22 protein-coding genes and 1 pseudogene are annotated in these 21,282 nt (G+C 57.2%); 6 read left to right on the top strand and 17 right to left on the bottom strand.

The genetic code is table 11. From position 1 onward, the window contains the following. Window positions 1-18: 18 nt before the first annotated feature. The gene (gene purF, locus IGNI_RS04645; RefSeq protein WP_052570167.1) at window positions 19-1,308 is read left to right on the top strand and encodes an amidophosphoribosyltransferase; all 1,290 of its coding nucleotides are present in this window, start codon (window positions 19-21) and stop codon (window positions 1,306-1,308) included. Here purF and IGNI_RS04640 read toward each other — a convergent pair. Then, complete coding sequence (locus IGNI_RS04640) at window positions 1,296-2,267, bottom strand: hypothetical protein (RefSeq protein ID WP_012123045.1); 972 nt, start codon at window positions 2,265-2,267, stop codon at window positions 1,296-1,298. The genes purF and IGNI_RS04640 overlap by 13 nt on opposite strands. Window positions 2,268-2,345: 78 nt before the next feature. Between IGNI_RS04640 and IGNI_RS04635 the strand changes: the two genes are divergently transcribed. After that, entirely contained in the window at window positions 2,346-3,476 is a 1,131-nt protein-coding gene (locus IGNI_RS04635; protein ID WP_052570164.1) for an RsmB/NOP family class I SAM-dependent RNA methyltransferase, read from the top strand. Window positions 3,477-3,478: 2 nt separating this feature from the next. On the opposite strand, the gene IGNI_RS04630 is transcribed toward IGNI_RS04635, so the two are convergent. From IGNI_RS04630 to thsB, 3 genes are all read right to left on the bottom strand, one after another. Further along, window positions 3,479-4,582 (bottom strand): NAD(P)/FAD-dependent oxidoreductase, encoded by a 1,104-nt coding sequence (locus IGNI_RS04630; protein ID WP_012123043.1) that lies wholly within the window; start codon window positions 4,580-4,582, stop codon window positions 3,479-3,481. A gap of 99 nt (window positions 4,583-4,681) precedes the next feature. Continuing rightward, window positions 4,682-5,464, bottom strand: a complete 783-nt coding sequence (locus IGNI_RS04625) for a sulfotransferase family protein (RefSeq protein WP_012123042.1) — start codon at window positions 5,462-5,464, stop codon at window positions 4,682-4,684. Window positions 5,465-5,505: 41 nt separating this feature from the next. Next, window positions 5,506-7,131 (bottom strand): thermosome subunit beta, encoded by a 1,626-nt coding sequence (thsB, locus tag IGNI_RS04620; RefSeq protein WP_012123041.1) that lies wholly within the window; start codon window positions 7,129-7,131, stop codon window positions 5,506-5,508. 374 nt (window positions 7,132-7,505) lie between these two features. Here thsB and IGNI_RS04615 point away from each other — a divergent pair, with 374 nt between their 5' ends. Then, on the top strand, window positions 7,506-7,823 hold the full coding sequence (locus tag IGNI_RS04615; RefSeq protein WP_012123040.1) for a hypothetical protein: 318 nt from the start codon (window positions 7,506-7,508) through the stop codon (window positions 7,821-7,823). Between the two features lie 471 nt (window positions 7,824-8,294). Here IGNI_RS04615 and IGNI_RS04610 read toward each other — a convergent pair whose 3' ends face one another. From IGNI_RS04610 to IGNI_RS04595, 7 genes and pseudogenes are all read right to left on the bottom strand, one after another. Then, window positions 8,295-8,696 (bottom strand): P-loop NTPase family protein, encoded by a 402-nt coding sequence (locus IGNI_RS04610; RefSeq protein WP_052570162.1) that lies wholly within the window; start codon window positions 8,694-8,696, stop codon window positions 8,295-8,297. Next, window positions 8,599-9,012, bottom strand: coding sequence for an ATP-binding cassette domain-containing protein (locus tag IGNI_RS07990; protein ID WP_476737614.1), 414 nt, complete (start codon window positions 9,010-9,012; stop codon window positions 8,599-8,601). The genes IGNI_RS04610 and IGNI_RS07990 overlap by 98 nt, the downstream gene beginning before the upstream one ends. Window positions 9,013-9,079: 67 nt before the next feature. Next, window positions 9,080-9,595, bottom strand: coding sequence for a hypothetical protein (locus IGNI_RS07865; protein WP_012123039.1), 516 nt, complete (start codon window positions 9,593-9,595; stop codon window positions 9,080-9,082). A 308-nt stretch (window positions 9,596-9,903) separates the two neighbouring features. Continuing rightward, window positions 9,904-10,050: a hypothetical protein gene (locus tag IGNI_RS07900; RefSeq protein ID WP_238374137.1), complete on the bottom strand. Its 147-nt coding sequence runs from the start codon at window positions 10,048-10,050 to the stop codon at window positions 9,904-9,906. A gap of 28 nt (window positions 10,051-10,078) precedes the next feature. Then, window positions 10,079-10,425: pseudogene (locus IGNI_RS07895) on the bottom strand (energy-coupling factor ABC transporter permease); the annotation flags it as partial. 20 nt (window positions 10,426-10,445) lie between these two features. Beyond that, complete coding sequence (locus IGNI_RS04600; RefSeq protein WP_012123038.1) at window positions 10,446-11,492, bottom strand: bifunctional chorismate mutase/prephenate dehydrogenase; 1,047 nt, start codon at window positions 11,490-11,492, stop codon at window positions 10,446-10,448. After that, window positions 11,489-12,427 (bottom strand): transketolase family protein, encoded by a 939-nt coding sequence (locus tag IGNI_RS04595; RefSeq protein WP_052570520.1) that lies wholly within the window; start codon window positions 12,425-12,427, stop codon window positions 11,489-11,491. Before IGNI_RS04595 ends, IGNI_RS04600 begins: the two co-directional genes overlap by 4 nt. Before the next feature lie 68 nt (window positions 12,428-12,495). Between IGNI_RS04595 and IGNI_RS04590 the strand changes: the two genes are divergently transcribed. Further along, complete coding sequence (locus IGNI_RS04590; RefSeq protein WP_012123036.1) at window positions 12,496-13,188, top strand: DUF72 domain-containing protein; 693 nt, start codon at window positions 12,496-12,498, stop codon at window positions 13,186-13,188. Here the strand turns inward: IGNI_RS04590 and IGNI_RS04585 are convergent. Both IGNI_RS04585 and IGNI_RS04580 read right to left on the bottom strand, forming a co-directional pair. Continuing rightward, window positions 13,185-14,843 (bottom strand): S16 family serine protease, encoded by a 1,659-nt coding sequence (locus tag IGNI_RS04585; protein WP_012123035.1) that lies wholly within the window; start codon window positions 14,841-14,843, stop codon window positions 13,185-13,187. The two genes, IGNI_RS04590 and IGNI_RS04585, sit on opposite strands and share 4 nt — an antisense overlap. A 32-nt stretch (window positions 14,844-14,875) precedes the next feature. Then, a complete protein-coding gene (locus IGNI_RS04580) occupies window positions 14,876-16,162 on the bottom strand; it encodes a PfkB family carbohydrate kinase (RefSeq protein WP_052570160.1) in 1,287 nt (428 codons plus the stop codon). 26 nt (window positions 16,163-16,188) lie between these two features. Between IGNI_RS04580 and IGNI_RS04575 the strand changes: the two genes are divergently transcribed. Beyond that, window positions 16,189-16,992 (top strand): hypothetical protein, encoded by an 804-nt coding sequence (locus IGNI_RS04575; protein WP_012123033.1) that lies wholly within the window; start codon window positions 16,189-16,191, stop codon window positions 16,990-16,992. Here IGNI_RS04575 and IGNI_RS04570 read toward each other — a convergent pair. The 3 genes from IGNI_RS04570 to IGNI_RS04560 form a co-directional block, all read right to left on the bottom strand. Beyond that, entirely contained in the window at window positions 16,989-18,095 is a 1,107-nt protein-coding gene (locus tag IGNI_RS04570; RefSeq protein WP_012123032.1) for an ion channel, read from the bottom strand. The two genes, IGNI_RS04575 and IGNI_RS04570, sit on opposite strands and share 4 nt — an antisense overlap. Before the next feature lie 32 nt (window positions 18,096-18,127). Next, complete coding sequence (gene glmM / locus IGNI_RS04565) at window positions 18,128-19,498, bottom strand: phosphoglucosamine mutase (protein ID WP_012123031.1); 1,371 nt, start codon at window positions 19,496-19,498, stop codon at window positions 18,128-18,130. A gap of 88 nt (window positions 19,499-19,586) precedes the next feature. Continuing rightward, the gene (locus IGNI_RS04560; RefSeq protein WP_052570159.1) at window positions 19,587-19,811 is read right to left on the bottom strand and encodes a hypothetical protein; all 225 of its coding nucleotides are present in this window, start codon (window positions 19,809-19,811) and stop codon (window positions 19,587-19,589) included. A gap of 77 nt (window positions 19,812-19,888) precedes the next feature. Between IGNI_RS04560 and IGNI_RS04555 the strand changes: the two genes are divergently transcribed. Beyond that, entirely contained in the window at window positions 19,889-20,806 is a 918-nt protein-coding gene (locus IGNI_RS04555) for an AbrB/MazE/SpoVT family DNA-binding domain-containing protein (RefSeq protein WP_148202247.1), read from the top strand. On the opposite strand, the gene IGNI_RS04550 is transcribed toward IGNI_RS04555, so the two are convergent. Next, window positions 20,803-21,279 carry a hypothetical protein gene (locus tag IGNI_RS04550; protein WP_012123028.1) on the bottom strand — a complete coding sequence of 159 codons (477 nt, stop codon included), beginning with the start codon at window positions 21,277-21,279 and terminating at the stop codon, window positions 20,803-20,805. The two genes, IGNI_RS04555 and IGNI_RS04550, sit on opposite strands and share 4 nt — an antisense overlap. Between the last annotated feature and the right edge of the window lie 3 nt (window positions 21,280-21,282).

The raw sequence follows: 21,282 nt of genomic DNA, 5'->3' as shown, positions 1-21,282 counted from the left end.
ATAAATGTATTGTGTGGCGTGGCCGCGGCCCCGTGGGCCGACGAGGTCTACGTGCTCCTAGAGGGCCTTCAGCACAGAGGCCAAGAGAGCGCCGGCGTCGCTTGGGTCGAGGACGGGGAGATCAAGTTCTCGGGAGGGATGGGGCTAGTAAAAGACGCGATAAAGGAGGCCCCGCACAAGGGGCCCGCGATAGGCCACGTGAGGTACTCCACGTCCGGCGGCTACGCCAGGGTTCAGCCTGTCGTAACGAAGAAATTGGCCCTTGCCTTCAATGGTAATATAATAAACTTCAAGTTCCTCGAGCCCAGCTCCCGGTGGGACGCGGAAGCCCTAATCAAATCCATCATTAACGAGAAGACTAAGGGGTTGGACCTCTTCGAGGCGGCCAGGAGGGTGCTAGAGAGGGCGAAGGGGAGCTACAGCTTGGTCGCCCTCGCCGCCGACGGGAGGGTGTTGGTCGCGAGGGACCCTTGGGGCTTCAGGCCGCTGGCCTACCGCTGGCCCCATGTGGCCTCCGAGACCGCGGCGCTGGAGGACATCGGCATGACGTGGGAGGAATTGGAGCCCAACAAGCTGGTCATGCTCGAGGAGGGGGTCCCCACCAAGGAAGCCAAAATAAGTTACGACAGGAGGAAGGCCTACTGCGCCTTCGAGTACGTGTACTTCCAGAGGCCGGAGAGCTACTTCAACGGGGTTAACGTCCACGTGTCTAGGGTTAGGATGGGAATGATACTAGCCGAGGAGAAGCCCGCGGACGCGGACGTGGTCTTGCCGGTCCCGGACTCGGGGAGGAGCGCGGCGATAGGCTACTCCAGGCGCTCGGGAATCCCCTTGGACGAGGGCTTGGTGAAGAATAGGTACTTGGGGAGGAGCTTCATAATGCCCCCAGGCCTAAGGGAGGTAATAGCCATGAAGAAGTACGGGGTAGTTAAGGAGGTGGTGGAGGGGAAGAGGGTAGTGGTGGTGGACGACAGCATAGTGAGGGGGACCACCATGAAGAGGATAGTGAAACTCTTAAAGGAGAAGGGGGCCGAGGAGGTGCACGTGAGGATAGCCTCTCCCCCCGTGAGGGCCCCTTGTTACATGGGGATAGACTTCCCCTCTAGAGAGGAGCTGGTCGCGGCGGAGAGGGGCGAGGAGGAGCTGAGCGAGCTCTGGGGCGCGGACAGCGTGGGCTACTTGAGCGTGGAAGGGCTGAGGAGGGCCATAGGCCTCGAGGAGCTCTGCGTGGCCTGCTTCACCGACGTGTACCCCTTCCCCATCTCCGAAGAAGAGGTGAGGAGCATGCTCAAAGCTCACAAGGCTTGAAAGGAGACGAACTTCTCCGCCGCCACTTCGGTCATCTTACCCTTGACCCATATCACCCTCGCTATGGCCCCTGTGACGCCCTTGCTCGCCTCGACCTTCAACTCCACCTCCCTCTCGTCCCCGGAGGGGAGCTTGCCCAAGGAGGTCCTAGCCAACGGCTTGCCGGGGACGTAGATCAACACCACCACGTCGTCGGCGTCGTCGCCGAGGTTCCTCAACTTCAAGAGGACTTTGCCGTCCGAGTACTCGGCCTCCTCTATCTTTATCTTGGGCAGTTTAAGTACGTAGGAACCCACTACGAAGCTCAAAGGGATTACCTCTTCTGACGCTTCGACGTAATAAGACTTGGCCCTCTCGCAGTCCGAGGCTACCTCGTTTAACTCCTCTACAACGAACTCGCCCAAGCAGTCACCGACCTTGAGCTTCACTTCTGCCCGGGGGCGCGCGCGGAAGACGCCGTAGAAGTAGCCGCTCCTCTGGGGGTCCAACGGGCCCCAGAAGCTCTTGTGGGGCTCCAAGGTTACGTAATAGCTGTACCTCAGCTCCCCCAGCTCGGGGTATTCGTAGAACACGAAGAGGCTGCTCTGCAAGAGCCTCAGGGACGAACTGCTCTCGTTAATCACCCTCAAAGTGGGGTCGCTAACGACTATGTGGGATATGGGGGTCACGTCGAAGACGAACTTCGAGAGGAGCTCGCCCTTGTACTCCTTCTGCATGACTGGCTTGAACACCTTAGTCACTGAGAACTCTCCCAAGAACACCCTCCACTTGTCGGCGGCTCCGCTGACCGTGATGTCTAGGAACATCTTCTTCGGTTTTACTCCGTCCGGCAAGGTAAAGTTCAGCGGAACCTCGGCCCTTTCCCTCACCCCGCCCCTTATCTCCTCCGGGCCCAGGGACGTCACGGTTTCTACCCATCCCTTAACCTCGTCGCTGTTCACGGCCTCTACGTAAGCCATCCTTTTTACCTCGTATCGGCATCACGCCAGCGAGGCTTTAGAAGCTCCCGGATGGGGAATTACTCCCGGACTGAGGGAGTGAGGACAGCTTACCCGGCCGACGGGAGGTTCTCCTACGGCAAACGGATCTTGGAGGAGCTGGGAGAACAGTTCGACCTCCCCGAGCTCTTCGAGGCGCTCCGGACCCCGGGCAAGAGGCTCTGCGCGAGGGTTAACTTGTTGAGGGGCTCTCCGGAGGAGGTCTTGGAGGAGCTCGAGAGGACCGGCTACGAGCCCGAGACCCCCTACCCCTACGAGGAGCTGGTCTGCGTGCGGGTGGAGGGGCCCTTCGAAGTCCCCTTGACCGACGCGGTCGTGGTGGCGGACAAGAGGGCCGCGGAGAGCGTCTTAATGGGGGCCGACCTCTACGCCCCGGGCCTCTTGGAGGCTAAGGGGGTCAAGGCGGGAGAGCCCGTGACCGTCTTAGCGGAGAAGACCTTGGAGCCCGTGGGCTTCGGGAGGGCCCTCTTCGAAGGGGAACCCCCGCGGAGGGGAAAGGTCGTCGAAACGGTAGTAACTAAGTTCAAGGCCCCTAAGTTCAGAGAGCTGAAGTCCTTCGAGAAGGGCTTGATCTACCCCCAGAGCGCTCCGGCAGTGGCCGCGGTGAGGGCGCTGGAGCCCGAGGGGTTGGTGGTCGACATGAACGCCGCCCCGGGAGGCAAGGCCTTCCACGCGTACGAGCTGTTGAGGGGGAAGGGGAAGGTAATAGCTTTCGACATCTCTAAGAAGAGAATAAGCAAAATGATGGAAGAGATGAGGAGGCTCGGGCACTCCTTCGAGGTCGTCAGGGCGGACTCGAGGTACCTAGACTTGGACTTCCCGCACTTGGTGGGGAAGGCGGACAGGGTGATAGTAGACCCCCCGTGCACAGCAATAGGCGTGATACCGAAGGTGTGGGACGTCAAGAAGGACGAAGATATGATAAACGCGTTCGAGTACCAAAAACAGTTCGTCAAGGTGGCCTACAAATTGTTGAAGAAAGGGGGTTTAATGCTCTACTCCACGTGTACCTTAACTAAGACAGAGAACGAGCGGGTGGTGGAGTTCGCGGAGGAGATGGGCTTCGAAGTGGTCGAGAAGGACACCCCTTGGGGGAAGACCCCAGTTAAGGTGAGCCCGAGCGTGCACGGGGAGCCGGGCTTCTTTATCGCAATACTCAAGAAAAAGTGAGTTCAGTAACCGAAGAGCTTCTTGAGCATCGCTTGCTCCCACGCGTCCTTCCTCTTGGTGTACTCCTCCTTGGGCTCCGGGTCCTTGCTCCCCTTGGGCTTGCCCTCACTGAAGTCCAAGCTGAACTGGACGCTCAAAGTCTTCAGCTCGCCCTTCAAGTTGCCGGCGTAGGCCCAGCCGGAGAACTTGTAGTCCACGTAGTTGCCCCCTCCGACGCCCAGCTCTTCCATTAGCTTGGCCGCCGCGTTGAGCGCGCTCTGGGTGGCTATCTCGGCGTTCTTGGGGAAGGGGAGCTTGGCTATGTCGCCCACAGCGAAGACGTCGTCGTAATCCTTCAATCTCAAGTCCTTGGGACCCCTGACCTCCAGCCAGCTGTCGAACAAGACGGGCTTGTTGGGGGGCAGTATGACCTTGTAGTCGGCCTTTATCTGGGTGCCGTCGTCCAGAACCACTCCTTCCTTGGTTACTTCAGTTATCTGCTTGTTGAGGTAGTATTCTATGCCGGCCTCCTCGAAGAGCTTGAGCCACACGTCCGCTATCACCGGAGGCTGGGGCTTCTCGTTTCCGTCCACGAATATCAGCTTCACCTTGTCCCTAACTCCCCTGTGCCTCAATATCATGTCTATGGTCATGACGGTCTCGCCGGGTGCGGGGGCACAGCGGTAGGGCTGCTTGGGGGCGTTGACCACTATGGTGCCTTCAGTTATGTTCCACACCAAGTGCTTTAGGTCAAACACCTTACCCAAGTCGTAAACGTTGAACACGTGGTCCTCAATCTTAATGGCGTCGTAAGCGTACCTCAGGCCGAGGGCAACCACCAAGTAGTCGTAGTCCAGCTCCCTCTTGTTCGCCAGCTTGACCTTGCGGTTGGCGAAGTCGACCTCCTCGACCCTGCCGTAGGTCACCTTGATTTCCTTGGGGAGGAAGTTGTACCCCCTGGTGATGCGGTCGACGCTCTGCTCGCCGCTCAAGATGAGCGGCCTGCTGGGGCCGCTGATGTAGTAGTCGTGCAAGCTGACTACGGTGCTCTCGACGCCCTTTTCGGCCAGCGCGTGAGCCACGGTGAGGCCGGCGACACCGCCGCCCAAGATGACTACCTTCGCCACTTACTTCACCGTTAGGGAAGCTCGCGCGGGTAACTATAAGATAGAATGTTAAACCTCCCCATGGCTTACCAACTAGTCAAATGAAGAATTTGAATGGAATTACCTCATGAGCTCCATAAGGAGTTCGAACTCCTCTCCCACCCCTACCTCTCGGGCGAGGGCATCGAACTTCTTGAAGAGTTTCTCCCTCCCCTCGTAAGTCTTCTTCTTGAATGGGTTATTCTTGGAGAACTCGCGGAACTCCGGCAAGGTCTCGAGCGTCTCCGGCTTCTCGTAAACTAATATCCTCCGCTCGCCCAAGGTCTTGAGGGCCGTCCAGTTGGCGACGGTCCACATGTAAACGAAGGCGGCCTCGAAGGACCTCCTTATCTTAGAGTAAGAGCTTATGGGGCATATCCTAGTAGCCATCTCCCACAGGGCGAAGAACTTGTGAGAGTCGAAGCCGAGTTTGGCTAAGCCCTTCAGCGCCGAGAAAGCTAACTTCCTTCCGAAACCTCTTCCCCCGTAGAAGTAGTTGACGTAAGAGAAGTAGTTGTCTGCAGGGTGGCGGATTATGTGGTAGACCTCCCAGCCGTCTTGGAAGAGGTCCAAGTAGAAGTGGAGCGTCACCTCCTTGAGGGGGATGCCCTTCACCAACTCCTTGAACTCCTCCAACGTCTTGGTGTCGTAGATCCACCACGACCTATAGAAGGATGCGTTCACGTTCCAAGGGTTCTTGATTAACAGGTCCCTCTTCAACCTCTCGTCCTTGATGAACTCGACGGCCACTTGAGGAGAGGTGAGGGGTTCGAAGAGGGCCTCGCCGAACTTCCACTGCAAGTACCTAAACAAGTAAGTGGTCCCGGAGCGCGGGAAACCGTTAATCAGGATGGGCTTGACCAAGGGCTTCCCGAAGGAGGGAGTCCCAAAAACCCTAATCGGGTTTACTTCTCGCCGCCCTTGCTCTCCTCTTCCTTCTTGCCGGCTATCACTATGTCGTCGATCCTCAGTATCAGAGTGGCGGCCTCGGTTCCGCTCTTGATCGCGTTGGCCGGTATGGCGACGGCCTCGAAGGCGCCCTTCTTCAACATGTCAGTTATCTCGCCGGTGTACACGTCTACGCCGCAGTGCTTGCAGCCCTCCTTGGCGTGGGCGGCCCTCAGCTGCATCAGCTTCTCCACCGGGTCGTAGCCGGCGTTCTCGACGAGGGCCATAACTATGCCCTCTAGGGCCTTGGCGAAGGCCTCTATCGCTAGCTGCTCCTTGCCGCCCACCTCCCTGGCGTAGTCCCTGAGCGCCAGCGCGAGCTCCACCTCCGGCGCCCCTCCGGCGCCCACTATCTTGCCGGCCCTCACCGCGTCAGCCACTGCGCTGAGGGCGTCCCTCAAGCTCCTCTCGGCCTCGTCTACGATCCTCTCGAAGCCTCCCCTGATCAGCACGCTCACTGCTCTCGGGTTCTTGGCGCCCTCGATGAAGACCATCTTGTCGTCGCCTACCTTTCTCTCCTCCACTAGCTTGGCCTCGCCCAAGTCGTTGGGAGTTATGTCCTCGACGTTGCTGATTATCTTGGCGCCGGTGGCCCTGGCCACCTTCTCCAGGTCGCTCCTCTTCACCCTCCTGACGGCCATTATGCCGGCCTTCGCTAGGTAGTACTGAGCGACCTCGTCGATGCCCTTCTGAGTTATCACCACGTTGGCGCCCACTTCCTTGAGCTTCTCCACCTTCTTCCTCAGTATCTCCTCCTTCTCCTCCAGTAGAGCCTTCAGCTGCTCGGGGCTGGTTATCCTTATCTCGGCGTCCAGTTCGGGCTTCTCCAGCTCCAGCGGGGCGTCGAGCACGGCTATCTTAGCGTTCTCTACCCTCTTCGGCATGTTGGGGTGGACTACCTCCTTGTCGAGGACCACTCCCTTTATCAGCTTGGTGTCCTTCAAGCTGCCGCCGTGCTTCTTGACTATTTGGACGTAGTCCAAGTCGACGTACCACTTGTCGCCCCTCTTCTCCTTGATGGTGTTTACCGCCTCCACGGCGATCTCGGCGAACAGCTCCCTAGCCTCTTGCACGCCCTTGCTGGCCAAGCTGGTGAGCGCTATCCTCTTGAGCTTCTCCTTGTCCTCAGGGTCGATGGGCTCGGCGATCTCCTCTATCTTCTCCAGCGCCTTCCCTAGGGCCTTCTTGTAACCTTGGATAATTATGGTGGGGTGTACGTCCTTCTCCAACAAGTCCTCGGCGTGCTTCAAGAGCTCGCCAGCGAAGATCACCGCCCTCTTGGTGCCGTCGCCCACCTCCTCGTCCTGGCCCTTAGCTATCTGGACCAGCAGCTTGGCGGCGGGGTGCTGCAAGTCCATCTTGTCCAATATGGTGGCGCCGTCGTTGGTTATGGTCACGTCGCCCAAGCTGTCTACCAACATCTTGTCCATTCCCTTGGGGCCGAAGGTGGTCCTCAGAACCTCGGCGACCGCCCTAGCGGCCATCATGTTAGTCCTCAGAGCCTCCCTGCCGTAGGTCCTGGTGGAGCCCTCCTTGAGTATCACTACCGGAACGCCCATGCTCTCGATAGGCCTGACCGCCATCGCGCTCACCCACCGTGGGGTGTGGTGGAACCGGTTCTATATAAGTTTTTTGCCACCATGCTGGCCCCTTAGCCTCTCAGAACATCAAATCGCCAAATTTTAATACTTATTTATTATCTTTTTCGCATTCACATACTGAACCGCCGAGCGGTACAAGAGAACTTCCAAGCCCACGTATTTTCATAATTCTGGACTCCGATGTCCGAAGGTGAAAAACTTATAACTCCGAATATGAATAGAAAGATACGGTGAATAGGTGTGTTGATCGGTCGTACCAATATCGGATTAACTGCACAAGACATGCAAGAGGGACACGTAAGGGTCAGGGAAGCGGACGACGGTAAGCGGACAACGAGAACGACGCCGAACAAACATTGAACAACGCCTACCCGGTGGGGAGAATGAAATTCTCCTCCCAGTCGCCAGAGGAGATACTTAAGCTGCTAGCAATCATCATCGCGCTCCGCTTACTCTGTTTCATAATCATTGCAATCATCATCGCGCTCTGCCTCACAATCGCTGTAATCACTTTAGTACTCGGCTCGGATGATGTCGAAACCATCTTAAACGTCGTCGACGCCTTATGCCACTCCATACTTTCCAGCAGTAAGTGGTTCTCCTTCGTACCTAAGGTGGTACGCGACCTCCGACTGGCGCTCGCGCTCTGCAAGCTGGTTAAGTCAGCTCTGTAAGGGCTTTGCGAACATAGCTGTATGTTCCTCCATTTCCCTCCTTTTTTAGGGAGTTCATGATCTCAACATGATCTCCAGTAACGTTAGAGATCTAGGGCAAGAATATAGAATGTCGTAACCGGATCGATACTGCAATACAAACGGTAGAACGCAATCCTTTTAAGGTAAAGATCCGGGAGTCTTACACGGAAGGGCCCGGCGGAGTCTCAAAAGAGGATAGAGAGGTCGTAAGAGAAGTTAATCCGATGTTGGTACATGGTGTTCACTCAATAAGAGTAACACCCTTGAGTGAAGTCTCAAGAGAGGATAGAAAGGTCGTGCCAATACCCAGTCACTCAACCCGCTATTCCCGGGTGAAGTCTCAAAAGAGGGTTGAATGCCAAACGCGGTTTCGGTCGCCCTGAGCCCCAATGTTGATCTGTGGAATTCCACAAGAGAGTTAGAAAATAGAACAGCAACACGATGGCACGTTCAGCTCGTCTCTCTAACCAGCTTCCCCCTTCCCAAGGGGCTCTTCTCCCTTACTATATCCAAAGCTTTCTCCCCGAAGATGTCCAACAAGGCTAGCCAGGAGGGCGGCAAGGGGAGCTCCCTTAAGGCTCCCAATGTGTCAACCCTCACCGGCTCACCGTCCCTCATCGCGTACACCTCGTCCGCCACCGAGGCCCAGTCCGGCTCGTGAGAAGCGACGAAGACCCCTTTGCCGGATTCCAAGGCCTCTTCGACAAATGACGTGATTATTTCATAAGATCCCTTGTCCAGGTTGGCTGTTTGCTCATCTAACAAGAGGGACTCGGGGTCGTAAACCGCCACCGAGGCCAGCGCCACCAGCTTCTTCTGGCCGTAACTGAGCTTGAAGGGGTTGCGGCCCAAGAGGTCCCTTATCCCCCAGCCTCTCGGACACTTCCAACGCCCTCTCCTCCGCCTCGTCCGCCCCCGCGGTCCGGAGGGAGTAGGCCACATCATCGTAAACTGTGGCGTTGAAGAGTTGGTCGTCAGGGTTCTGGAAGAGTATCCCAGCCCTCCTCCTGTCCGCTTGAGAGAAGGGCTTGTCGTCGACCGTGACCGAGCCCCTCTCTAGAGGCAAGAGGGCCGCGAGGGCGTAGAGTAGGGTGCTCTTTCCGGACCCCATTGGGCCTACTACGACAGTTAAGGTGTTCCTCTTGACGCACGCGTTGGCGCCTTTCAAGACGTAACCCTCATACCCGAACCAAGCGTCCCACAAGCACAGCGAGGCCGTTCACCCCCCAACAGCGCTAGGGAGGCCAGGGTCTAGCCTTCCTGGCGAGGACCAAGGAGTTGAGCTCCTTGAGGCTCAAGTACGTTTGGACGGGAATTACCTTAATCATGAATTTTATTTTGGCCGGCACGGGCAAGGAGCTGACGAAGCCATTCCACCCGGTAAGCGAGGTCAGGAAAATGAAAACGGATGAGTACGAGAAACTCCTAATCACGAAGTCCAACGCTCTGAAGGGTTGAGAGAACAACAAGGAGGTTGACACGACGACGTCAAAGAACAACAAAGTCAAGAGCGTTTTCTTAAATTCGTTCCTAACGATTAAGTAAATAGCTAAGGGCATGTCGACCAACGCGGGGAAGAGGTCGTTGGCGGCTAAGGCGGTGGAGGCCAGAGCAGCGGCGAGGAAGAGCTGGGGCGCCTCGGGCCTCGCATTCCTGGAGGAGAGCGCCCTAGCAGCCTCCGCGGTCGCCTCCGTTAGGCCTGCCAAAACCTTGTCGAACAGAAGCTTGCCCAACAAGTATACTGCTGCCACTCCGATCGCGCCAGAGACCGCGTACCCTAAGGTCTCCGGGGACCGGGCACGGTGTAGTCCAACAGAGGCGTCCAGTTAAGCTTCTCCGTAACGTCTTGGAGCCCCGAAGCCTCGGCGGCTACGTCCAAGGGCTCGTGGTAGCCCCCACCGCGTCCGCCAGTACCACGCCGAACAACGGGCTCATCGCGAGCATAACCAAAATAACGTACCAGACCTCCCTCACAGCTCCCACCCGCGCGCGTGGTCATGTAGTAAAAACTACCAAGGCTGTGATTATCCTTTCCGCCGCTCCCAGCAAGAAGTGCCAATCAAACATTATTGGTAACGTGACCTCTGCCCCGGTAGGGGAAGGAGGGGCTCAAGCCTATCTCTAGCCCAGCAACCGCGCCGGCGACCGCTATGCTCAGCCAGCCCGCCAAGAAGGCCGCTAGGAGAGTACCCCCAGTTCCGCCCACCAAGCCCTAACCGGTAGACGAGGTAGCCGGTCCACACGGCAACTATGCCCATGTTGAATATGTTGGTGCCTAACGCCGTAATCCCGCCGTCGCGGATCAAGAAGCACTGTACGCTGACAACCAAGGCCATTATCAAGCTTCCTATCCGCGGCCCGAAGAGTGTGTCGGCGAGGGCCCTCCGGGGATGGGCCAGTTGAGCATCTGCGCGGCGAAGATCGCCGAGGCGAGGGCGCTGGCCCAAGCCGACTTCTCTTCACTCAAGAACTCCTTGGCCTTCCTCCAAGCGTAGGCGAGGTAAGTCAGCGTGAGGGCGTAAGTGGACACGACCCAAGGGAGCTCAAGAACCCGTCCGGTATGTGCACATCTCTCCGCCATTGTGTGCACAAAATCGGGAGTTAACGGCCTTTCCTCCACCTCTTGTCCATTTGCGACGCGACCTTCAAGAACTCCTCCCTCGCGTGCGCGGCATACTCGTTCATCTCTTGTATCTCATCTATGACCTCGCTTAACTCCTTCAATCTTTGTATAGTCTCGAGCGTCTTCTTGAACGACCTGGTGGCGTACCTCATGTAGTCAACCCCGTACTCTTTGGACAGCTTCTTAGCAGCCTCGTCCAAGCTGACCAGTGCGAAGTGGTGGAGGACTTGGGTGACTGCCATAGCCCTGTCGTGCTCTTCCGGGGTGCTCGTGATAACTTCAAACCCCATCGACACGAATATGTTCTGGACCAGCCTGACCCAGTAGTCGTAACTCTTCACCGGCACGACCACTACCGTCTCACCCAGCGGCTCCACTTCGGGGCCGAACAGCGGGTGGAGGCTGATGTACTCTATGTACTCTGGCAAGACCTTTAGCACCTCTTCTACAAGCGTCTTCTTTACTGACGATATGTCGCTCAAGAGCGCTCCGGACCTCATGAGGGGGGCTAACTCCTTCACCAGCCCGGGAACGGCCTTGGGCGGGACGGCCAGTATGAGCCACTCGACCTCCTTCGCCACCTCCTTCGGCTCCCCCCACTCGACCTTGAACCTCTTCGCCAACCCCTCGGCCTTCTCCAAGTTCCTCCCGGTGACCACCACCCTGTGTCCCGCCCTGGAGAACACCTTCACCAGTTGCTCCCCCATGCCCCCGTAGCCGTAAATCCCGACGTACACCTTCTCCGGCGTGTACAGCTGAATCTTCTTGGACTCCTCCAGTATCATCTTGAACATCTCCTTAGTGAACTCTTGGGGTATCCCCAGCTCCAAGCCCCAGACCGTCCTAGTTACCATCACCTCTTCCTCTCTATCTCTGTCGTAAACCGGAAGCCCCAAGTTCTTCTTGGTGTCCGTAATCTCCTTGACGATTTCGAACCTCCTCTTGAGCAGCCTTAATATCTCTTTATCGAGCTTGTCGAGTTCTCTCCTCTTAACCTTAAGGGACTCGAGCGGGTTCTCGCTCATCTTCTAACCCTCCTCTCGAGCCTTTTCACAGCGTTGATTATAGAGGTAAAGTCGAGTCCGTTCGCAATTATAATGTGTCTCACGTCTCGGGCTGACTTTCCGAACGAGCGGGCGCCGAGTATCTCCATGGGCACCGGAGAGGTCTGGACCAAGTACTCCGCCACCGCCGAGCCGAGCCCTCCCCTGACGCCGTGCTCTTCCACAGTAACTATGCCGGAGTACTTCCCCGCCACTTTGTCTAACGTCTTGGTGTCCAGAGGCTTCACCGTATGCATGTTTATCACTGCGACGCTGGTCCCTTCCTTCTCGAGCTTTTCGGCCGCCACCAAGGCGTCCCACAGCAAGGGGCCGTTGCCTATTATCGCGAAGTCGTAACCGTCCTTGAGCCAGACCGCCTCCCCAACTCTGAACTCGTAGTTGTTGTCGCTGTACACCTTAGGACCGTAGTCTCTTCCTATCCTCATGTAAACTGGCGTAGGGTAGTCCAACACCTCCGGCAAGGCCTTCCTTATCTCGGTGGCGTCCGCCGGCACCACCACGCTCATACAGGGCAACGTCCTCATGAGGGCCACGTCTTCTAGCACTTGGTGGGAGGAGCCGTCGCCGGCGTCGGAGAAGCCGGCGTGGGTGCCCACTATCTTCACGTTAACGTGGGCCCTACAGACCGTATTCCTAACTTGCTCCCAAGCCCTCATCAAGAACATCGCGAAGGCCGCCACCAGCGGCTGGAAGCCCACGGCCGCTAAGCCGGCACTCATCCCTATCATGTTTTGTTCGGAAATGCCAACATTGATGAACCTTTCTGGGAACTTCTCGGCGAACCACTTCGTCCTCGTGGCGTCGGCCACGTCGGCGGTTAGCACCACCAAGTCCTTCCTCTTCTCCCCCTCCTTGACCAACTGCTCGCCGAACGCGTTACGGGGCGACTCGTTCATCACTTCTCCCACCCCGGACCCACCAAAGCCCTTTATAGTTCCAGCGAGGGAGGGGCCCCAGCGTCGCCATGAAAGTGCACGTGGGCACCTCCGGGTGGGCCTACCGCTGGAACAGGGGAGGCTTGAGGGGGTACGTGAAGAACACCCCCTTCGACACAGTCGAGCTGAACTCGAGCTTCTACCGGGTCCCCGGCGAGAGGGCCGTGGAGAGGTGGGCACGGGAGGGCTCGGGCTTGCTCTGGAGCGTCAAGGTGTATAGGGGGATTACCCACGTTTCGAGGTTCGGGCCGGACAGCTACGAGGCGTGGGAGGAGTTCAAGAGGGTCTTCAAACCATTAGACCCCTTAATCAAGTTCTACTTGTTCCAGCTCCCCCCAAGCTTCGGGCCTAAGGACTTTCCCAAACTGGAGGAGTTCTTGAAGAGCGTCTCCTTGGGGCGGAGGGCCGCGGTGGAGTTCAGGAACGAAGACCTGTTCAGAGAAGATTACATTAAAAGGTTAGGTGAGTTGGAAGCCACTTTCGTCAGCGTGGATAGCACGAAGTTCAAGGTTTACGCTAGGACGGGGCCTTACGCGTACTTCCGGCTACACGGCCGGGGTAAGCCGCCTTACGCCTACTCCTACTCAGAGGAGGAGTTAGAGGAGCTCGCGAAGGAGGTCCTCCGAGTGGGAGGGGAAGCCTTCGTGTACTTCAACAACGACGACATGTACAAAAACGCCTTAACCTTCTTAGAAATAGTGAAGAGGTTTGTAGAGGTCTAAGCTAACAGCGAGAGCAGTAAGAAGTGCGTGGACGCTAGGGCGGCGTATAAGAAGGCCGCCTCGCCCTCGGACGCCCTGGCGCTCGTGTAATATATTTCAGCCGCGTAGGGCTTGAGCCCCCTGTCTAAGGCCAGCGCGGCGTTACAGCTGAGCGCGGCCATCACCTTGTCTATCATGGTCTCGGAGGAAATGTTGTAAGTTGTGTGGAGGCTGTAGGTGACGAGGGCCGACAAGTAGGTGCTGGCCGCCAGCTTGTATATCGCCGGCATGTCGTTGGCCTCCTTGTAAACCCCCACCGCCACCTCGAGCTCGCGCGAGGGGACCGCGCCCACTTGAGAGCCTATGGTGGTGTAGTAGGCGAATAGCTCGCCGGCGGAGGAGTAAAGCGCCAAGGCGTCCCTCCAGAGGGCCTCCGGGTCTGCCTTAGGTCCCGGCGGCTCCAAAGAGGTCAACGCGATCCAAGTCTTGGCTGCCTCGGAGTAGTACTTAGCCAGTACCAAGTAATAAATTATGTTCCCCAAGTCGGTGCTGTTCAAGGCGGCGTGGTAGAAGTAGTAAGCCTTTAGGACCCTGGTGGCCGCGGTGAGGAGCGGATCCAACTTGTTAACGTCATAAGTCAAGCTGTTCATTATAGTAGCATTGGCCTCGTTTATTTTACTCTCCACCTCGTCGCTGAGCTTCACTAGCGCCCTGAAGCCGCTAAGGGCCACCTCGTCGTACCACTTGGCCTCCTCGGCCAGTATCGCGGCCGTGAAGGCGTAGTTCACGGCCTCGTACGGGTCCTTTTCCTCGCCCGCTGCCCTAGCCATCCTTTCAGCTTCGGAGAGCAAGGCGACGGACTCTTGGGTGAGCCTCCGGGCCTCGGAGCGGGCCCCCTCGTACAGCTTCAAGTAGTGCTCCTTCCACTCCCTCATCAGTCGTAAGACGTCCCCTGGCAGCCGGACGTCGGGCTTGCACTCCGGCAGCTCCGCGCCCTTCAACCACACCCTCAAGGCGTCGTAGGCCGTTGCGGCCGGGACTACTTCCACGCCCAGCCTCTTCCCCTCCTCTATCAAGTTGACCTTCTCAGTCCTCAAGCGTTGTACTATCCCGAAGGGCAGGGGCTCGGTTTCTACTACTTTCCTCGTAACGACTTCCTCTCCCTTAGGGACCACGAACACCTTGTAACCGCTCTTAGCCGCCGCGACCATCTTCGCGTAAACCCCTCCCACTGGCCCGACAACCCCGTCGGGCCCCACCGTGCCCGTGCCGGCGACGTCCTCCCTAAGGGGGGTCCCAGTGAGGGCGGAGTAGGCCGCGACGGTCATCGCTAGCCCGGCGCTGGGGCCGCCAACTATCACGCTGGGCGTCCTGAACTTAAAGAAGAAGTCGTACTTGGTCCAGTCCTTGTGTGCCAAGGCCGAGGCGACGAGCACGGCGACGCGGGCGACGCCTTGGGTATCCACCTCCGTTAAGGGCTCGGAGGCGACGTAGATTTCGCCCTTCCCGGGGTAGGCGACGGTCACTTGTAAGGTGCCGACCACCCCGCGCTCCTCTCCCCCGGGCCCGAGGCTTACGCCCACCACCGGCACCTCGACCGTGCGGACTTGAGAGTAGCACTGGCTCAGTCCGAAGGCCAAGGAGGTCAGGATCAGCAGAGCGGCGAGCTGCTTCAAGGCCTTCGCCGCCGCGTCTCCCCAAAGGCTCCTTAAATCTGGAGGACTACCCTCAACATTTCCTTAAGCTCCTCTAAGCCCTCAGTGAGCAACCTTATCATGGCTTCCTTGCCGTAGAAGCCCTTGTCGTATATGACGTCCGGCACCTTGCCCAAGTCGGAGTAGGCCTTCTTCGCTGCCCACCTCATACTCTCCTCCCCCGGCGGCTCGGTCTCCCTCTTGAGCTCGTAGACCTCGTAGCCCGCGCCGGAGAGCGCGGCGACGTTCTCCGGGCTGTACCTTATGTTCATGGCGACCCTCAGCTTCGGGTTGTACTTCTGGGCCTCCAGCAGCAAGCGCGCCGTGTGGTCGGCTTGGCCCCACCAAGGGTTGCAACAAGACCTAAGGCCTCTGGGGGTCAGCCGTAGCCTCCCGGGGACCCCTAGCACCGAGCCCTTGCCCCTCACCAACTCCTTCGGGACCGAGTAGGCGACGTTTATCCCTACCTCCGGCGCGATCTTCTTTGCCTTCTCAAAGGGCAAGCTTTCAAGCCACTCTATGAAGTACTTGTACTCCTCGTACATACAGTGTCTGACCGCGTCGTACCTCATTTGGTACAGGGGATCGAGGGCCTCCTTGCCTTGGGAGAAGAGGTGCGCGACCCTAGTGTAGCCCACGGCCTTCCTCGCGGCGACCACCGGGGCCTCCCCCAACGCCAAGTAGGAAGCCAATGCCATGGCCATGAAGCTCCCCGACCCGTGGAAGGAGGTTACCTTCCTCGTCCCCCTTATCACCTCTACGTACCCGTCGTAATATATCACGTCGGCGAAGATCTCCAAGTGACCTCCAGTTATTACCACGAGTTTAGGGCCCGCCTCTGCCAAGGCCTCTGCCGCCCTTATGGCGTCATCCACCGTGCGGACCCTCAAGCCCGTGAGGGCCTCGGCCTCGAGCGCGTTGGGGGTGACTGCGAAGGAGACCGACAAGATCTTCTTGTAAGTTTCCAGACTGCCCTCGTAGAGCGTTCCTCCGGCCGTGGCCTTGAGTACGGGATCTACCACAACCACCCCTTCTAAGTACTTCAACAAGGTCTCCGCGATCCTTTCGTTACAGAGCATCCCTAGCTTCCAGTTCCGCACTCCCTTTACGGCCTTGAGTTGGCCTTCCAGAACCTCTATATCGGTGCACTTAGAGCCGTAGAACTCGGTGGGCGTTTGGTAAGTGATGGCCGTCGCCACTGGGTGAACGTGAACGCCTACGGCGCTGCCGACCTTGACGTCCATCTCTATCCCGGCGCCCCCCGAGGGGTCGAGTCCGCCGACGGCCGCCACCTTCTTCACATTCAAACGCCTAGGGTGATGATAAGGTGCTGTTGAAAAAGTTCAACATTAAGTGTTCGAAGGTCGAATGGGGTCCCTACATAGCTGTCCTAAGAGAGACCTTCGGAGTAGGCGTTCTAGACCTAGACGGGAGGTACGTGGTCAAGGGGGGCCTAACCAAGTTCAGCGACTTGGGTTGGAGCGGCAAGGTGTTGGGGGCGGTTTCTAAAAAAAGATTAATGATGTTGGACTTCTCCGAAGGGTTGGAGAACGTAAAGGAGAGATCGGTGAAGCTGGAAGGAGCCCTCAGCGTCGTCGGCGTGGACGGCGGCTTCGCCGTGGGCACGGAAGACGGGAGGATACTGATAGTGAAAGAAGGGAAAGTGGTTAAGGAGATCAGGGTAGCGGAGGAGTTGCCGGTGGTCCGCTTGGAGAGGACCGAGAGCGGCAGCTTGCTGGCGGTGGCCGGCAAGTATAACCTAATAATATTGAGTGAGAGCGGAGAAGTGTTGGCACACCACAGCTACCAATGGGACTTGAGCAAGGTTCGCTGGACCCCGGACTTGGAGTGGCTCGTAGTGTTCAACGACGAGGTACAAATACTAAAATTTGAAAGAGAGCATGAAAACTACGTCAAACTAATGGAAGTCCGTGGGAGGGGCAAAGATGCTAAGTGGTGTAATTCTAACTTGTGCCTAGCCCTCGATAACAAAGTTATGATATATAGAGACTTCAACGTGGGCGAGTTGCCGCGAATCACGTTCACGTTCAGATGTAACTCGTGTTCGTGGGCTCCCAAGTGCAAGGGGGTTGCGATGTGCGGGAGTTTGTTGGCGGTGATCAAGCTCTAGTCCTCGAACTCGACCGCCACGGCCACGTCGTGAGGCTCCAAGTAGTCGCCGGGCCTCAGTGGCACGACCTCGTTCAATCCAAATACCTTGGCCACCACGTATATCTTCTTCTTCCTCTTCTTACTTAAGGCGTCGGAGAGCTCATGTGCCGTGAGGCGTTCCTTCCTGCCCAAGACGTACACGTTATTAGCTATCTTCGCTAGGAGCAAGCCTCCCTTTTTGAACAAGTTAACCTCGACCAACCTGGGGTGCTCCTCCGAGAGGGCGGAGAGGAACATGGCCGCGGTGGGGTCGGTCAGCGACTCCTTGAAGAGGTAGCCTAAGGAGTCTAGAGCGACCACCACGTCGGCGCCGAACTCTTGGTAGGCGAGCTTCTCGGCCCTCTTGGTGTGGGCAATGAATATCAACCTAGGGGGGTACAAGCTCTTCCCCATCAAGCTCCTTATCACGGCAAGGCTCGAGAGCCCCTCCTTGTCGTTCTTACCGCATATCACAATATCGCTGGCCGTCTCAATACCTCCCCTCACGTAAGTGTCAACCTCCGTCAAGGATCCCTTTACTATTACGACGCTTGCCTCCCTAGCCTTTATGACGTACTTCTCCGGGGTGTCGTAGGACGTGACCCACACTATCCTGCCTCTCTTCCCAACCTCCCGTATCAAGTGAGTAGCTATGTAAGCGCACGCGCTCGAGGAGCCCACTATCATTATCCTCGTCCCTTTTACTGTTAACTCACCCTCCCTTTCCCTTATCGCCTTTTCCACGATGAAGTGCGTCGCGATGCTCAAAGCTGCCGTCAGCCCGGCGAAGCCGCTTAAGGCCAGAGCTAGAGCCAAGAGCCTCCCTTGGAAGCTCGTGGGGACGACGTCTCCGTAACCCACGGTGGTTACCGTTATTATGGCCCAGTATATCGCTTCGAAAAGGGACTTGTGCTCGACGTGGTGAAATATTATGGAGCTGATGACTACTATCGTTATCAGTACGAACGCTATGATGACCGACGTCCTGCTAAAAAGTATGGAGTACCACCACAGCGTATGAACGTAGAGCGACTTGGCCCAAGCGGCCAGCTTGTCGCCCAGCCAGTTGAGCGCCGCCTTCATTTCTTTCTAGGCAGCGGCACTTGGAGAGGCATTTAAGTTGAGCCTAGAAAGGCCTTGACGAAGCTCTCCAGCTCCGAGTAGACCTCCTTGGCCTTCTTCGGGTCCGTCGCCTCGACCATTATCCTCACCACCGGCTCCGTCCCCGAGGGCCGGACCAAGAACCAGAAGTTCTCGCAGACTACCTTCAAGCCGTCTATTTCTGTGAACTGACAGTCTTGGTACTTGGACTTGAGGGCCTCGTACAACCCTCGCAACTCCTCCTTCTCGCCTCTGTAAACCTTACCCTTTATAGCATAGGCCTTGGGGAGGGCCGAGAACAGCTCCGAGGCCCTCTTGCCCCTCTGGGCGAGCATCTCCAAGAACAGCGCCGCCGTCATGGCACCGTCCCTCACCGGCTGGTGGACGGGATTCATGAAGCCGCCGTTCTCCTCGAAGCCGCTCACTCCTCCCCTCTTGATGAGCTCGTGTGCTATGACCACGCTCCCCACGGGGGTCCAGACTACTTCTATTCCTTTAGGCCTCAGGTAGCCGTCTACTACTATGTGGGAAGAGGAGACGCCCGTGAAGGTCCTCTTGGGTAAGTGGGGGTACTTCTCTGCCAAGTGCTCCGTGAGCAAGGCCCCGGAGCGGTCGCCCCAGTGGACCTCGCCGGCCTCGTCGCCAATTATCGCCCTGTCGGCGTCGGCGTCGTGGGCTACTATCAAGTCGGCCCCCACGGCTACGGCTGCGCGGGAGGTCTCCTCCAAGCTCTGAGGGGTGGGCTCGGGGTGACGGCCGGGGAAAGAGGGGTCCAAGTTGCAGTTCAAGCACAGAACCTTGGCTCCCAGCTTCCTCAGCACTAAGGGCGTGGCGAGGGAGCCGACGCTGTTGGCCCCATCGACCACCACTTTGAACTCCTTGTTCTTTACCTTTTGTACGTCTATATCGGCCAAGATACCATCAATATAGACGTCCAGCACCCTGCCCTCCCGCTTCGCCTCCTTGACCTCGTAGTATGGTACCCTTCGCACTTTGTTCTCGAATATGATCTCTTCTATTTCCCTCTCGGCGTCCCTCGGGACCTCGACCCCGTTCGAGCCTATCACCTTCACGCCGTTGTACTGAGGGGGGTTGTGGGAGGCAGTTACCATTATGCCCATGTCGTAGCCCAAGCGGGGTACCGCGTACTGCAGCGCGGGCGTGGGTACGAGGCCAGCATAGTAGGGCTCACACCCGCAAGAGCTCAGCCCCGCCAGCACGGCTGAGACCAGCATGTCGCCGCCGTAGCGGACGTCCCTCCCGACCAGAACCTTGCCTCCTCCTAACCACGTACACGCCGCTTGGGCAACTTTCATCGCCAGCTCCGGCGTCATCCCCTCGTTCGTTATTCCCCTCACTCCGTCCGTGCCGAAGAGCCTTCCCAAAACCTCCTACCGTCCCCTTACTCGCCCCCGGAAACTCTAAAGCCTCAGCTCCGGGGCACCGCTCACCGGTCGCCGGTAATACCAATCTTCATCGGGTGACGTTTATCCTCTTTCCCCACTGCCTTACGTACTGAAGGATAATGAAGTAACTCTTCGCCGCCACTTCCTTGTCGACCTCCTCGGTCTCCAAGACCTCGCCGTCGTTCGTAACTACTACTATTTTAGCTTTGTTTTTCCCCACCTCGACGATCTTCGCGTCCTCCACCAATCCTGACATGGCCATACCTTCGGCGTCCAGCAAGCGTAGCTTCATGCTCCTTCCATGGGCCGTGTTATGGAAGGCTCTTTTAATAATCTGTGTAAATGTATGCATATACCGGAGTGGCGATATTGATAGAACGAAGGAGGTTAGTGAGGCTAGGGCGTTCTACCTTAGTCGTGTCGCTTCCCGCGGACTGGATAAAGAAGAAGGGGCTGAAGGCCGGCGACGTCCTCACCTTGGTGATAGAAGATAACTACATAAAGATAGTGCCCGATACGTCGGTCTCTTCAGAAAAGGTGACGGTTACAATTGAGGTCAAGGGGAGGGTTGAAGGTCTCTACAGAGCTATAATAGCGGCCTACATAGCCGGCACGGACATAATAAGAATAACATTCGAAAACAATTCGCTGTTATACCAAATAATGAAACACGTCAAGACCGCTATGAACCAGTTGATAGGGTTGGAGATAGTGGAGCAAAGGCCCAACGAGATGGTGCTTCAAACGTTCATAAGCGGGAGCGAACAGAACCCGACGGAGCTGACCAAGAGGCTCGTAGGCTTGATATCCTTAATGATAGGGCAATTGCTAGAAGGGGACCAACTCGAGTACCTACAAGAGTTGGAGAACGAGGTAGACAAGCTCTACCGCCTCGCGCTCCGTACTTTGAACTCGTCCTCAGAGCCGGACATCTTCGTGACAAACTTGCTGACGTCGTTGGAAATGACTTCGGACAGCTTGGTGCCCTTAGCCCAGTCGTTGGGGGACGGAAGGAAGGAGGTCATAGACGTCCTTAACATAGCCAAGGAAGTAGTTGACTTCTTGCACAGCATAGAAAGCGCGGGGGAGAGGTTGAGCGAGGTGGACGAGAAGATAGAGGTATTAGAAATGGTTGAGGATGAAATAGAAAAAAGGGAGTTGGACGAAAAGTTGAAGTACAGGTTGATGTTATTCGTCCACAACTTGAAGAACGTGCTCCTAATGCTCCACAATATGGAAGTCAGGGACGTGGTTAAGAAGAGTAAGGAGCGCAAGCTAGTGATCTAAAGCTCCTCCTCCCAAGAGCTCCACACGGGCTCCTCTTCATAAAGCTCTTGAGGCGGGGCGTATGCCGGCACGTACCCCATCTTCCTAATCAAGCTCTCTACAAACGACCTCTCGGCGACCCCCAACAAGGGCGCGTATGGCAAGTATTCGATGTATTTGGACAAGAACGCCCTGGCACCGTCTATATTTCCCTTCTCAACCATTCCCTTCACGCTCGCCAGCACGTTGGACATGACTTCCGCGACCTCCCTCAGCGCCCTCTTCCCCTCGTCCGTCAAGATCAAGTACCTCTCCCTCCCGAACAGCTTCTTCTTCTTTACCTCCTTCGCGAAACCCTTCTCTACCAACTCCTTAACTACGTCCTCTAACATGTCCTCGTCCATATTCAAAATCTCTGCTATCTTCTTCAAGCTGTAGCCCTTCTCACTCAACAGCAAGACCGTGAGTTCCAGAGGGGTCAGCCGGAAGGACAAAGC

This window comes from Ignicoccus hospitalis KIN4/I (genome assembly GCF_000017945.1).
In the GTDB taxonomy this organism is placed as follows: Archaea; Thermoproteota; Thermoprotei_A; order Sulfolobales; family Ignicoccaceae; genus Ignicoccus; species Ignicoccus hospitalis.
Note: the sequence above shows the minus strand (reverse complement) of the source record. Positions and strands in the feature narration are given on the sequence as shown.

Coding starts and splice junctions, on each gene's coding strand:
- IGNI_RS04640 (WP_012123045.1), bottom strand. CDS start 2,267: ATGGCTTACGTAGAGGCCGTGAACAGCGACGAGGTTAAGGGATGGGTA.
- IGNI_RS04560 (WP_052570159.1), bottom strand. CDS start 19,811: ATGAAGCTACGCTTGCTGGACGCCGAAGGTATGGCCATGTCAGGATTG.
- IGNI_RS04570 (WP_012123032.1), bottom strand. CDS start 18,095: ATGAAGGCGGCGCTCAACTGGCTGGGCGACAAGCTGGCCGCTTGGGCC.
- IGNI_RS04595 (WP_052570520.1), bottom strand. CDS start 12,427: ATGAACGAGTCGCCCCGTAACGCGTTCGGCGAGCAGTTGGTCAAGGAG.
- IGNI_RS04590 (WP_012123036.1), top strand. CDS start 12,496: ATGAAAGTGCACGTGGGCACCTCCGGGTGGGCCTACCGCTGGAACAGG.
- thsB (WP_012123041.1), bottom strand. CDS start 7,131: ATGGCGGTCAGGCCTATCGAGAGCATGGGCGTTCCGGTAGTGATACTC.
- IGNI_RS04600 (WP_012123038.1), bottom strand. CDS start 11,492: ATGAGCGAGAACCCGCTCGAGTCCCTTAAGGTTAAGAGGAGAGAACTC.